Source organism: Syntrophorhabdales bacterium (assembly GCA_035541455.1).
In the GTDB taxonomy this organism is placed as follows: domain Bacteria; phylum Desulfobacterota; class Syntrophorhabdia; order Syntrophorhabdales; family WCHB1-27; genus JADGQN01.
This window is the reverse complement of sequence record DATKNH010000116.1, coordinates 48,360-62,279: the sequence shown is the minus strand read 5'-3', so window position 1 is coordinate 62,279 and position 13,920 is coordinate 48,360. Positions and strand designations below refer to the sequence as shown.

The window sequence follows — 13,920 nt, the reverse complement described above, 5'->3', positions numbered from 1 at the left end:
GCCATGAAAACGAAGCCCGACCTGCGAGCCATTATCCTTGACATCCTGAACAAGAAGGGCAGCCTTAGCGTCCGAGACATTGTGGCAAGGACCGGCTTTTCAAGGATATACGTGCAGCGCTTCTTCAAGCAGTTGAAAGATGAAGGGGCAATTGCCCTCGTGGGGAAGGCCAACCAGGCCCACTATATACTCCTCGAGGGCCTGACGCGGGATCGCATAAACGCGCAGAGGCTATATGTGCATAGAATACTTCGCAACAAAAATCTTTCGGAGCACACTGTTCTGCAGCAGATAAAGAATGAGAGCGGCATTTACCAAAAAATGGCTCCGAATGTCGCAGCGATACTCGACTATGCCTTCACGGAAATGCTCAATAACGCTATTGAACACTCACAGTCAGATGTAATAGACACGGTCGTCAAGAAGACTCCATTAGAAGTCCAGTTCGTGGTTTCAGACCACGGTATCGGCATCTTTCAGAATATCATGCAAAAGAAGGGGCTTCATGATCATCTGGAGGCAGTGCAGGATCTTCTCAAGGGAAAGCAGACAACCGCTCCCGAATTTCACAGCGGCGAGGGGATCTTCTTTACATCCAAGGTGGCCGACTCGCTTATTATCAGCAGTTCTAAAAAGAAGCTTGTTTTTGATAACCGGAACGACGACCTGTACGTGACTGACGGTAGGTTGGTTGCGGGCACTAAAGTTTTATTCTCTATCGCCACTCGCTCAAGTAAAGCGCTTGATGATGTGTTCAGGAGTTACACGGATGACTCACTGGAGTTCAGTAAGACAACTGTTCTGGTGAAGCTCTACCGCGCGGGAGTTGATTATGTTTCAAGGTCTCAGGCCCGCAGAATCATTGCGGGACTCGACTCATTTAAAACAATCGAGCTTGATTTTAAGGGAGTAAACAGCATCGGCCAGGGTTTTGCCGACGAAATCTTCCGCGTCTGGCAATCTCAACATCCCGGGATCAAGGTTGTCGCCAAGAACGCAAGCCCCAACGTCCTCTTCATGATACGTCACGTCAGTGAGAAGTGAACGTCGCAACAGGTTACAGCTTGTTTACAACTCTGTAAATCACATAGTAGCCTAAGTTGTAAACTGTAGTGCGCTCGAAACGTTACTGCGCTTAATTTGATCGCACACGATCGAATTAAGCTTTTTTCAGGATCTCCACCACTCCTGCATTCCCATCGACTTTGATATAGTCGCCGTCTTTGATCGATCGCGTGGCGCGCCACGTGCCCACGACTGCAGGAATGCGGTATTCCCTGGCGGTAATCGCCGCGTGAGTGAGCATGCCGCCCGTGTCCGTGACCACCGCTTTGATCTTGGGAAAGAGCGGTGTCCAGGCAGTGGCTGTGTAAGGGCAGACGAGAATTTCCCCAACCTGGAGCGTGGGAAATGCGTCAAAGGTCGTTACCACGCGAGCTATGCCTTCGGCAACACCGGGAGAACCCGGGTAGCCTTCAAAAACCTCCATCACCTCAAGCTCGTCTACTTTTCCCGCCTTGAGCACCTCGTCGACCATGCCGAAGACTTTAACCAGTATCGGGTCCTCGGCCCGCTCCGGTATTTTACCGAGAGTAAGCGGAGCTTCCTTGAGTTCGGCAGACTGCCTCCATCCTTCCTTTCTCTCCTCGATAAGGGGTGGTATAAGCCTGTTGAAGTGATAGAGCGCCGGAATTCTGTTCTCAGCAATCAGTGCAAGTGCTTCTTCCAGTTCGGCATAGTTGAGAAAGAAGACATCATCCGGAGCCTTGAGCAACCCGTAGTGAGTTAGCCTGCGTCCACAGGCCATGGCAACGTCATGAAGACCGGCAGTCGACGCGCCGTCGATGTAGAATCCATGGTCTTCCTGAAAACGGTAGATCTTTCTTCCGATGTCGAGCTGCTTCTTGAATTCTAATTGATCTTCAGGGTTCAGGGTCGCCATGAAGGCGGACGCTGCACCATCCGCCTCTCTAATGGCAGCTTCGCGCTCTGCTTTGATGTCCCAGCCCTGTCGTGTCTTGGGAATATAGGTCTTCACCGTGTCGATGACAGGTGATGGCTCTTCGATCCATGTGGGAAAGATTATATCGAGGTGCCCTGCAGTAATCCGATGCCCGTAAGCCTCCAAAAACGTGTGAAGGGCCTGAAGCCAGGGCTCGGCCTTTACTTCTTTCTCCAGCACCGGGAGGAGCGCTTTGGCATCGACGGAGAGGATAGTCTCGACAATGCCGCAGGTATCAGCCAACCGTGCGAGTTCCCACATTCCTGTGTCAGTTTCGGTGGCCATGGTATCGAGGCCCTTCAGCATGATTGTGAAATCCTTTTCCGCGAGACCGTGCGACTTGCAGAAGGCCTCAAAACCGAAGTAGAGCATATCGGCCACGTACATCGTTATAAAGTGGATCTCCCAATTCCTCCGGTTAATGGCTTCGCTGCGTCTGAGGGCCTGGTGCAGGTCGGTATCAGCGAAACCGTCGTGGACCGACGCCATGAAAATGAGACCCTGCTTTACTTCATCGATGTAACCATTGTAGAAGGTGTCCCAGTTGGGCCTGCAGTAGGCCAGGAGCTTCTCGAATTCTGCTGCCCTCCTGGCTACCTCGCCAGGATCGGTGAGGGTCTCGAACCCGAGCATAGCCCTTCCTTTATAAATTTTGACGTGGCCGCCTTTCGATGGTGGCAGCTTCGTCACTTCCGCCCCCACATGGTAACCCCACGCATGATGTTTCTGTATGGTAGTCATACCCAAAGGGCAGATGGGGTAGGGCTGGTGGAGGTCATCCCTGAACCAGAAGATATCCCCATCGTCAGGCAACCGTAAGGTCCTCAGGCTCGAAATGCTGCGGTCGTGGATGTCAAGGTTAAATTTTTCAGACATACTCACCCTCCTCCTGTCCAGGTATGCGACAACCCCTTCTAAACTCCATCCCCATTTTTCACTTCTTAAGATGGAAAATCCGCTCTGCATTCTTGCCCAGCATCAGATCCACCTGATCCTGAGTGTAGCCCATCTCCTTCCCCGTATCCTTTATAGCCTTGATCGCGCCTTCGGGATCACCAACCCGATGTGCATAGTCAGTGCCCATGATCAGGTGGTCAGGACCCACCCATTCAAGACAGCATTTCATGGCCGGGCTGTAGAAGGACGTCGTGTCCGGGTAAACTCTGGTCTTATATGTGATGTCGGGCGACTCTTTCAGCTCGATACCCCATTCCTTGCCATACCCTTTGTAAGCATCCTGTACCCTCCGGACAAAATAGGGGACAGTTCCACCCAAATGACCGTGGATAATTTTCAGGTTCGGGAATTTTGCAAGCACTCCCTGGAAGATCATGCTCATGACGGCCATGCTCGTGTCGAGGACGTACCCCCAGAGTTGGTAGGGCAGCTTCATCATATCCATGACTGAAGCGGTCAGGGGCAGAGTCGGGTGTAACAGCATAGGCATGTCGAACTTGTCTGCAAGCGCGTAGATTGGATGAAATTTCTCGAGAAAGACAGCCTCACCATTGATATTGGAAAACATCTGGATGCCCACCGCGCCCATCTTCTTGCATCTTTCCAATTCCTCGCATGCTGCATCAACATCCTGATAGGGTAAAGACGCCATGTGATAAAAGCGACCCGGATATTTCCGCGCTGCATCCTGCAGGTAATCATTGCATTTCTTAGCCCAGTAGACGCCGATGTCTCTTTCGAGCGTCTCAGGCCCGGGAAGGGTGACCGTCAGTAATTGCACGTCGAGGCCTGCCGCATCCATGTCGCGTATCCTCGCCTCCAGATCATAATGACCTGCCCGGTCGATATGGCCTACGGGCACGCCTCTGAAATACATGCGGAAGTGAGTTCCTCCGTCATGTATGCAGTACGGGCTGTTGTCCTTGCCCCTCGATATCAGGTAGTCGATGTATTCTTTAGGGAACCAGTGGCAATGCACGTCTACAGTCTTTTGCGCCATACTTTCATCCTCCTGTGCTTGGCATTCTTGTATGTTCCACTTTCAGAATGGTCTCTTGCTCGGCGCGACCGCTATGCTTCTTCTTCCGCCGACCACCCCCTTACTTCTGCGCTCATTCGCCTCCCGCTTTTGCTTTGCGCGCCTGAAGTACATAGAGGTTGCCGTGTTCAAAAGCCCACTCAATGTCCTGGTGGCAGCCATAGTGGCTTTCTATCAGACAAGCCACCCGGCACAACTCTTCCAGTTGGGCTTCGCTCAATGTAGGCTGAGCAACCTTTTCAGCTGCGACTTCCGCCCACTTTGCGCCACCGCCCTCAGCCTGTATGTACGTCTCGTACTTCTTGGCGATTTTCTTGTCCTTGAGCTTGACCGGGCTTTTCGTAAGCACGTAGAAGTCGCTCTGGCACTTGCCGCAGACGACTGTCTCGCCAAGACCCCAGTTCGATTCGATAACGATTTCGTCTTTCGCTCCCGTTATGGGATTTACGGTGAAAAGAACTCCTGCAACTTCGGAGTCCACCATCAGCTGGATAGTGGGCGCGATGACGGCCTTTGTGTAATCAAGCCCCTTTGAGCGTCGGGCAAAGGCAGCTCGTGCGGACCATACCGATGCCCAGCATTCTCTCACCTTTTCAACCACGTTATCCGCACCACGGATGTAGTGGAAGGTGTCCATCATGCCCGGAAAAGACGAAACAGGCGACTCCTTAACGGCAACCGATGATCGCACGGCGACAGAAGGATTCGGCGTTTGTGAGAGTTTTCCGTAGTGCTCGGTGATCTCCCGCTCAATCTCTGAAGGTACGGGTGCGGCCATGATCAGGTCTCTGATTTGTTTCGTTTTATTCTCCAGATCCTTGAAATCGTCGAACTCTATACTTCGTGCGATAGCGTCTATGCTGCTTGCGAGGTTGTTTGTTTTGAGATGATGATAATAGGCATCGCCCAGCACTGTAAATCCATTCGGGACACGTAACTTGAGGTTCGTCAGCTCGCCCAGGTGGGCCGCCTTGCCGCCGCATTCCTCAAACATGTCTTTGTTCAGCTGATCAAAGCCTTTGACAAACATTCCCTTCCTCCCAGCATCTTACTCCAGGGTCACAGCTACCCTCTTGATCGATTCGAATCATTGCACACAGTCCGGCTGACTGTCAAGAAAATCGCACAGGAAAAAACACAGTGAAAGATGCTTAGGAAATCTTTTGAGAATCGGGACGTGGCTGCTTTCCACCTATATGGTCAGCAGGAACAAAAGTTGTTCGCTGACCGACGTCAGCTACTCTGGACTGCCGCAGCTCGTTTGAGCGTAATTCGCTGCCATGTCACAACCAGACCGACTAACCCCATCCCGACAAAATCGTAGGCAATGTTCGAATAGACCAGCAGAAGCCCACCGATAATCAAGGCAGCCCGCTCCCATAGCGCGGTCCGGCGCAGAAGCCACGTGCTGGCGCCGCCGGCGATGCCCACGATGCCCATCATGGCCGTGACGAACGTCCAGACCATGTTGAAGGGAGAGCCCTCCAGAAGCAGCCCGATCCCGTCAGGTGTCAGCACGAACATAAACGGCACAATAAAGGCCGGGATCGTATATTTCCACGCCATCATCATGGTCTTGAAGGGACTGCCGCCCGTGAGCGCGGCAGCAGCAAAGGGAGACAGCGCTGTGGGCGGTGAAACTTCTGAAAGCACTGCGTAGTAAAAGATGAACATGTGTGCCGCAAAGGCTGACACGCCGAGCTGTATCAAGGCCGGTGCGGCAATGACCGCTCCTATGATGTAAGTCGCGGTAACAGGCACGGCCAGGCCGATAATCCACATGAGGATACCCGTGAATACCGCGGTTAGAAAAAGGTTGCCCTGCGCGTAGCCGACTATGATACTGGAGAACTTCAATCCCAGTCCGGTGAGCGTCACCACGCCTACAATGATGCCGGCACTGGCGCAGGTACAGGCCACGGAAAGAACCCCGAGAGACCCGGAGCTCAATGCCTTAATCGTCTTCTTATAATACAACGCGGTATCCTTGCGCAGGAAGCTTGCGGCAAATGCAAGCACGGTGGCCCAGAAGACGGCCCATATCGGTGAAAAGCCGATTACCATGAGAACAACGATGCCTACGAGAGAAGAGAAGTGATACCAGTACCTGCACGTCAGCGTCCAGACAGATTCGCCGGAGCTTGCTTCGATGCGCTGGGCGCCGAATCGTTTTGCGTCAAACTCTACCATCAGGAAGATAGACCAGTAATAGAGTATGGTCGGCACCATGGCCATTTTTATCACCTGAAGGTACGAGACCTTGAGAATCTCTGCGATCAGGAACGCGGCCGCACCCAGCACAGGGGGCGAGATGATTGCTCCTATGCCGCCGGCGGAAAGAAGCCCTCCTGCCGACTCCTTGTCGTAGCCCGCCTTTTGAAGCATCGGGTATGCAACCGACCCGAGGGTCACTGTCGTAGCCACACCGCTCCCCGAAGGTCCGCCGAGAAGAAACGAAGCCATGGTTACGGTCCTGCCGGCGCTTGTTGGCTTTCCGCCCATCAGTCTGAAAGAGAAGTCAATAAAAAACTTGCCCGCTCCCGAGTACTCCAGGATCGCGCCGTAAATGGTGAAGAGAATGATAAACGTGGATGACACGTCAATGGGTACGCCGAAGATACCTTCCAATGTCATGTACATGTGGCCGACGATGCGTTTCACCGAATAGCCCCGGTGTGTCCATGGAGCCGGCAGCGAGGGGCCGATATACGCGTAGATGAGGAATGCAATTACCACAGCGGGCATAATCCATCCGGTTGACCGGCGGGTCGCTTCAAGGATCAGAATGATGAGGACCGACCCGAAGAAAAGATCCCAGGCATCCGGCGTCACTGCGCGGTAGACGAATTCATTAAAATCTACCAGCATATAGACAATGGTTGAGGCGCCGAGCAGTGCGAGCAGAACATCGTACCATCCGATTGAGCCGGTTTTCTTCTTGAACGGTGGAAAAACCAGGTAGCTGAGGAAGAGCACCATGCCTACGTGAACGCCACGCAGGACCTGCGTGGTGATGGTCGCCACCGCAGCATAGAGATGATAGAGGCTCATGAAGACGGCGAAGTACGTAACAAAAAGTTCCTTCCATCCGGAGAGCCTCCGGGTGAAACCCTCTTCCTCCTCTATGTACTTCTGTGCTTCCTTAAGGCGCTCTTCGGAGACGTGCTCCATCTGTTCTTTCGATTCTCTCTGGTCTTTCTTGTCGCTCACAGAATGCCTCCCAAAACCCGACGAAACTCAGTCCCCGTGCGTCCGTACTCGTACCACTACTGGCTCCCCATCAGGAACGAGTCCTTTGAGGCGAATGCTTCTCTCTCCAACGGCCAGCGTGTGATGCTCGTAGTCGTGGCTGTGAAGTATGAACTCTCCCACTGGCCTGTACAACAGGGCCGTGCCCTGCCCGTCAGATATGAGCCGGTAATATTCAAAGACGCCCGCAGATGGGCTTTCCACCTTGATCAAACATATCCCGTCCGGGGGCTTGTACATAAACGTCTCCCGCACAGGAGCCAGATAGATGGAGTTGATAAACTCCAGGTAAAACGTCGATCCCTGCTCAAGCGGCAGGCGGGCTGTCAATTCACCGGATTCCAATCGCGCCACCTCAAGATAGGTAGCGGCCCATGCCGGAGTCGCAAGACACCATGCGAGCGCCAGAAGGATAGCTATCCTGAGAGCCATCTGCGGCCCTACATCTTTGCTCCCTTCTCCTTGAAGAATTTGACGGCGCCCGGATGATAGGGCACGACAGTCTTGATGACCGCATTCTCCAGCATCAGTTCGTTTGCCTGACTGTGGACGTTCACCAACTCCTGCTTGTGATCGAACATTGCCTTCAGAATATTGTATATCAGCGTCGGGTCAGCGTTGGTATTGCAGACCAGCACGTTGGGGATCCCGACTACGCCCACGTCGGCGGTCATTTTGGGATAGGCTGTTTTAGGAATCACAGCCTTGACATACACCTGCCCGTACTTCTTGAAAATGTTGGCGATGTTGGTATCCGTCGGCACGAGCTTCATAGAGACGCCGGGCGTCGCAGCCAGATCAAGTATTGCCGCCGTGGGAAGACCTCCAACCCAGAAGAAACCGTCTATCTTGCCATCTTTCAGCGCATTGGCTGACTCGACCACGCTCAGGCGGTCGCGTTTGACGTCCTTGTCGGGATTGAGCCCTGCTGCTTCAAGGACCCTGAAGGCTACCACCTCGGTCCCACTTCCCGGTGCACCGGTCGAAACCTTCTTCCCTTTTAGATCCGCAACCGATTTGATGTTGCTGTTCGCGAGAGTCACCAGATGGAAATAGCTTACGTAGAGGTGGGCGACCATGCGAATGGGAAGCTTGCCTTTGAAAGGGGCTTTTCCTTCCATGGCATCATAGGAAAGATCCGGATACGCATAACCCAGATCAGCCTCTCCCGCGCCCACCAGCTTGAGGTTATCCACTGCCGCGGCTGTCACTTCGGCAGTCGCCTCAACCCCGGGGACATATTTTGAGATAACGCTGGCAATGGCTCCTCCGTAGGGGTAGTAGACGCCGCCTGTGCCACCGGTGGCGATCGATATCCGGACTTTCTTCTGTGCCCACACAGAAGAGACACCTATCACAAGACTTATGGCTAACAGCAGAACAAGAAAGCGTTTCATGACAGTTCCTCCTGATATTGATTCATCGACGAGAAGGCGTGAATCTCTTGGGAAAGACTACAATTTCGGTGCTTTCGGTGTCAAGGATGAAATAGATGTCCGACACGGTTCAAAGAGATTCCGAAGGAGTGATCAGACGTAATTGGTCGTGTAAAAAGACGAGCGAAAACGCGATGCTTACACGGTTCCTGGTTCGAGAACCCTGTCTTTCCTCACTTTCTGAAGCATGATCACACATATGAGACACGCGAAGCCGATGACGTCCGAAAGCTGGTTAGGATACACGAAGAATAGTGCCCCGGCAATAAGCAGAAGTCTTTCTATGATGGTCGCTTTCTTGAGCAGCCATCCTGAGCATCCTGCAGCAAGCACGCCTATGCCGAGAAACGCGGCAATGATCGTCCAGATGCCTTCAATCGTACCCACCCCTTCCCACCTGAGCAGCAAGACCCTTCCAGCCGGCAGAATCGTGAATATGAAGGGGAGCAGAAAGGCCGTTATCGCATACTTCCACGCCATCATTGTGGTCTTGTAAGGGTCGCCGCCCGTGATCGCTGCTGCAGCGAAAGGCGAGAGGGCCGTGGGTGGCGAGACTTCGGAGAGTAGCGCATAATAGAAGATAAACATATGAGCAGCATAGTCGGGCACTCCGAGTTTGACGAGTGCTGGCGCTGCGATAACAGCGGCAATGATGTAGGTCGCCGTGATAGGAACCGCCAGCCCGATGACCCACAGGAGGAGCGCAGTGAAAAGTGCAGTGACAACCAGATTCCCCCCTGCGTATCCGATAATAATCGATGAGAGCTTCAGACCGAGCCCGGTGAGACTCACGACACCGACAATGATGCCTGCTGATGCGCAAATAGCGGCAACGTTGAGGACCGTGAGTGAGCCCTGCTTCAGGGCCTCAATGATTCTCGGCACGTTGAATCTTGATTCCTTGCGGATAAATGAGGCAAAAAAACAGGTGAGAACTGCTGCGAAGACAGCCACCTGCGGCGTGTAGCCTCTCACCAGAAAACCAACGATCGCAATAAGAGGAAGAAAATGGAATCCTTGGGCCTTGGTAAGCTGCCATACCGTGCCTTTTTTCTCTATCTCGACCGCTTTCAGACGAAACTTTCTTGCATCGAACTCCACCATCAGGAGAAGGCCCCAATAGTAGAGAGCCGCAGGAAGAAGAGCGAGGAGTATTACATCAACGTAACTGATGCGCAGAAATTCTGCTATCAGAAATGCGGCAGCGCCCATTACAGGCGGCGTTGTTACCGCGCCCATCCCACCGGCAGCGAGAAACCCGCCTGCGTTGTCCTTATCGTAACCTGCTTTCCTGAGCATCGGGTAGGCAACCGATCCGATGGCGACCGTATTGGCCACTCCGGAGCCTGACGCCATTGCCAGGAAGTACGAGGTTGCGACGACGGCGCGGCCTGCGGCTGTGGGTTTTCTTCCCATGGCGGCGAAAGCGACGTCAACGTAAAATTTACCCGCACCTGAGACTGACAGAAATGCGCCGAAAATACAGAACATGATGATTATTGTTGAGCAGACATCGATGGGAACGCCGAATATGCCTTCGAGGGTCATGTACATGTGACCGATGATGCGCTCGATGTCATAGCCCCTGTGGGTCCATGGCGCAGGGAGTACGGGGCCGAAGTATGCATAGAGCAGGAAAACAATGCACGTCACAGGCATGATCCAGCCCGAGCTTCTGCGCGTTGCCTCAAGAATCAGCACAATGAAGGCGACACCACAGATGATGTCCCAACGCTCCGGTGTGACTGCCCTGTAAATAAACTCTTCAAAATCGACGAGCATGTAGAGAATAGTGCCTATTCCCGCAAGGGCCAAAACAATGTCAACTAGACCGATCCGACTTTTGAATCTTTTCGAGAAAGGATAATAGAGGAACGAGAGGGCAAGAAGAAATGCAACGTGCACGCCCCTCAAGATCTGCGTGGTTATGGGAAAAACAGCTGAGTAAAGGGCGAAACCCGACATCCCGATAGCCAGCACCGTGATGACAATGTTCCAGAATCCTTTAACTTTTCTGGTAACACCCTCTTCCTCCTCTATCAATTCTTCGAGCTTCTTCTTCTGTTCGGCAGTAAGCTCTCCTGTTCCTCCTTCAGTAGCCGGCGCGCGCTGATCCTCTTTTTTCTTATCTTCCACGAGCTACCTCCACCGATGTGTTGACGATCTCGTATAGTGCTTCTCAGGTAGGTACGTCGATTCCCTTCTCCTTGAAGAACTTCTGCGCTCCCTTGTGGTAAGGGACTGCCTTACTCGAGGCCCCGTCTTTCGGGTTGATGTTGCTCGCCTCTTTGTGGATGGCTATCAGTTCCGGCAGGTGATCGTATACGGCCTTGAGAACATTGTACGCCAGCTTCTCGTCCATCTCCGTATTGCACATCAACAGGTTCCCGACCGCAGCCACAGGTGTGTCATACGTTATGCCCGTGTATACCCCTTTCGGGATGACTGACTTATAGTAGACTGGGCCGTATTTCTGAATCATGGCAGGTATCAGGTCATCGTGCGGGATGAGCATCATTTTAACGCCCGGAGAAGCCGCCAGATCAAGAACCGATGAGGTGGGAACGCCTCCGTCCCAGAAGTAACCATCGATCTTCCCGTCTTTAAGCGCTCCAGCGGATTCAGACGCCCCCAGTCGGTCTTTCTTGACATCCTTGTCAGGATTGAGCCCCGCAGCTTCCAGCACTCTCAGGGCCTTTACCTCTGTGCCACTTCCGGGCGCGCCTGTGGAAACGCGCTTGCCTTTAAAGTCGGCAACCTTCTTGATGCCTTTTCCCTCAACCGTCACGACATGCATAAGATTGGGGTAGAGCACGGTGAGCGTTCGCATGGGTAAAGGCTTGCCTTTAAAGTTTCCCGTACCCTTGAAGGCATCATACCCCGTGTCGCCCATGACGAAGCCGATGTCAGCCTTTTTGGCAGCAATCAGTTTGCAATTGTCCACAGATGCGGCTGTCACTTCGGCAGCCGCTTCAGCCCCGCCATATTTAGTGATGAGGCTCGCTACTCCTCCACCCATCACAAAAAAGACGCCGCCCATGCCTCCTGTTGCGACCGACACCCGCTTTCTTTCCTGGGCAAAAAGACTATCTGGAGCACTGATCAGTGCGATGCTGCCTGCGACAGCCACCTTCAAGAAGTCGCGCCTTGTCCATGACTCCTTTACAAAAAAAACCTTATCCACAATGCACCCCCTCTGCGGAATGGTTTGGATACATATTTCTTCTGGATTGTTACTGTGAACGATTGCTTTTGTCAACTTTTTTCTTTGGCTTTTTGTTTGGTCTATCGACAGGATGGTCCGGTCTGATTGCACGTGAGGCCGGTAAACAGGCATAAGCAATTAAAATGCTCTGTATGCAGAAAATCCTTGAAAGCCCCTGAATATACGTAGTATATGATTGCATTCTCCACAATCGGCACAGCTCGGAATACATGCACAGGAGCGTGATCGATGACATGGTACCCTGACATCCGGGAAAAGCTGATGTCCCCCGCGGAAGCCGTACAACGATTCATCAAGAACGGCTCCCAGATAGCCCTCGGAGGCTTCACGGTAAATCGCAATCCCATGGCGATCGCCTACGAGATAATTCGGCAGGAAATAAAGGACCTGCACGTTGTCTGCCACTCTCAGGGGCAGTCCTTTGATGTGCTCGTCGGCGCTGGATGTGTGAAGCGCGTTGAGCTGGCGTACGGCGCCATGGGCAGGTTCGCACCGACGTGCATCCGGTTCAGGAAGGCGGTGGAGCGGGCCGATATCGAGGTGGAAGATTATTCGAATAACCAGATGAGCCTGCGCTTTCTTGCAGGTTCGCTCAGCATACCCTTCATTCCATCAAGGTCGGGCTTTGAGACCGATCTTTTACGTAAGGAAGGGTTTTCTAAAGAAACGAGAAGCGAGAAGAAGGTAGCGCGCAAAAAGATCGTGGAAATGGCCGACCCTTTCGACGACAACCGCGGGAAAGTGGTTCTGTTGCCGGCTCTTAATCCCGATGTAGCAATCGTGCATGCGCAATACGTGGGAGAAGACGGGACAGTGCGCATAAAAGGGCTTACGTTTGCGGACGTGGAGCAGGCCAAGGCGGCGGACGCCGTCATAGTCACCTGCGAGGAGATAGTGCCTAAATCCTTCATCCGTCTTGACCCTGACCAGAATTCACTGCCTCCGTTTCTTATCGACGCCATAGTGAGGGTCCCGTATGGCGCTCATCCTACCGCGTGCCGCCTCTTCTACGACTACGATGCGAAACACTTGAACATGTACAGGCATATGGCCAGAGACGATGCCGGTTTCAAGAGATATTTGGATGAATGGGTTCTCACCCCAAGGGACCATGAGCAGTACCTCGATAAGATAGGGGCATCAGGACTGATGACGATAAGGGCAAATCCCGTTATCGGGTACACACCGGGACTGGACAGGAGGTAGGAGAACTGTGGGCGAGTATACCGAAAGAGAAATGATGGCCATAAGTGCGGGCAGACTGATCTCGAACGGCGACGTTCTCTTCGCCGGCACCGGAGTCTCGATGCTTGCTGCCACGGTCTCGAAACGGATTCATGCGCCCAAAGCCGTCGTATTCTTCGAGACAGGCGGTGTTGATCCGTCACTGGATGAGCTTCCCATGGCAGTTGCTGATTCCAGGGTGATGGACGGGACCTGCCTTAATTCAGGCCTTGTAGAATCCTTCTCTATAGTAGGACACCGAAGGCTTCACACCATCGCATTTCTTGGTGCTGCCCAGATCGACAAATACGGAAACCTTAATTCCACCTGCATCGGCGATTACCATCATCCCAAAGTGAGGTTCCCGGGAAGCGGCGGAGCTTGCGATGCAGCGTCTCTCGCGTCGGGCGTGATCGTTTTTATGCAGCTTGGAAAGAAGCGCTTCGTAAAGAGACTTGATTATCTGACCAGCCCCGGATGGCTTCAAGGTGGGGATTCCAGAAAGAGCGCGGGTTACATGCGGGGCGGTCCGATTGCGGTTGTTACCAACAAGTGCATCCTCAAATTCGATGAAGTGACAAAGGCAATGTATCTTGCCGAGTATTACCCCGGCGTCTCCCTTTCTGAAATAACCGATGAAATTGATTTTGAGATCGATGTGACTCGCGCGAAAGAATCATCACCCCCCACAGCAGAGGAGCTGCGGATACTGCGCGAGCAAGTGGACCCCCAGCGCCTGATCCTCGGGTGATACCAGTCAACAGTGAGCCGTGAGCAGTAAGCCGTT

General features: G+C 53.1%; 11 protein-coding genes. 3 read left to right on the top strand and 8 right to left on the bottom strand.

The genetic code is table 11. The annotated features are described in order from the left end of the window. The first annotated feature begins 3 nt into the window (after positions 1-3). Positions 4-1,044 (top strand): DUF4325 domain-containing protein, encoded by a 1,041-nt coding sequence (locus tag VMT71_12195; protein ID HVN24725.1) that lies wholly within the window; start codon positions 4-6, stop codon positions 1,042-1,044. Positions 1,045-1,159: 115 nt separating this feature from the next. Here the strand turns inward: VMT71_12195 and VMT71_12190 are convergent, their stop codons facing one another. The 8 genes from VMT71_12190 to VMT71_12155 all read right to left on the bottom strand — a co-directional run bounded on the left by VMT71_12190 (position 1,160) and on the right by VMT71_12155 (position 11,867). Continuing rightward, positions 1,160-2,878 carry a PEP-utilizing enzyme gene (locus tag VMT71_12190; protein HVN24724.1) on the bottom strand — a complete coding sequence of 573 codons (1,719 nt, stop codon included), beginning with the start codon at positions 2,876-2,878 and terminating at the stop codon, positions 1,160-1,162. A gap of 58 nt (positions 2,879-2,936) precedes the next feature. After that, entirely contained in the window at positions 2,937-3,959 is a 1,023-nt protein-coding gene (locus tag VMT71_12185) for an amidohydrolase family protein (GenBank protein HVN24723.1), read from the bottom strand. Between the two features lie 112 nt (positions 3,960-4,071). Next, positions 4,072-5,028, bottom strand: a complete 957-nt coding sequence (locus VMT71_12180) for a PEP/pyruvate-binding domain-containing protein (GenBank protein HVN24722.1) — start codon at positions 5,026-5,028, stop codon at positions 4,072-4,074. A gap of 203 nt (positions 5,029-5,231) precedes the next feature. After that, positions 5,232-7,208 carry a TRAP transporter fused permease subunit gene (locus tag VMT71_12175; GenBank protein HVN24721.1) on the bottom strand — a complete coding sequence of 659 codons (1,977 nt, stop codon included), beginning with the start codon at positions 7,206-7,208 and terminating at the stop codon, positions 5,232-5,234. 27 nt (positions 7,209-7,235) lie between these two features. Beyond that, entirely contained in the window at positions 7,236-7,679 is a 444-nt protein-coding gene (locus VMT71_12170) for a hypothetical protein (GenBank protein HVN24720.1), read from the bottom strand. Between the two features lie 8 nt (positions 7,680-7,687). After that, complete coding sequence (locus VMT71_12165; protein ID HVN24719.1) at positions 7,688-8,644, bottom strand: TAXI family TRAP transporter solute-binding subunit; 957 nt, start codon at positions 8,642-8,644, stop codon at positions 7,688-7,690. Positions 8,645-8,821: 177 nt separating this feature from the next. Beyond that, positions 8,822-10,819 carry a TRAP transporter fused permease subunit gene (locus tag VMT71_12160; protein HVN24718.1) on the bottom strand — a complete coding sequence of 666 codons (1,998 nt, stop codon included), beginning with the start codon at positions 10,817-10,819 and terminating at the stop codon, positions 8,822-8,824. Between the two features lie 43 nt (positions 10,820-10,862). Further along, positions 10,863-11,867, bottom strand: coding sequence for a TAXI family TRAP transporter solute-binding subunit (locus VMT71_12155; GenBank protein HVN24717.1), 1,005 nt, complete (start codon positions 11,865-11,867; stop codon positions 10,863-10,865). A gap of 270 nt (positions 11,868-12,137) precedes the next feature. On the opposite strand from VMT71_12155, the gene VMT71_12150 reads away from it, so the two are divergent. After that, the gene (locus VMT71_12150) at positions 12,138-13,115 is read left to right on the top strand and encodes a CoA-transferase (GenBank protein ID HVN24716.1); all 978 of its coding nucleotides are present in this window, start codon (positions 12,138-12,140) and stop codon (positions 13,113-13,115) included. 7 nt (positions 13,116-13,122) lie between these two features. Continuing rightward, positions 13,123-13,884, top strand: coding sequence for a CoA-transferase (locus tag VMT71_12145; protein HVN24715.1), 762 nt, complete (start codon positions 13,123-13,125; stop codon positions 13,882-13,884). Positions 13,885-13,920: the final 36 nt, after the last annotated feature.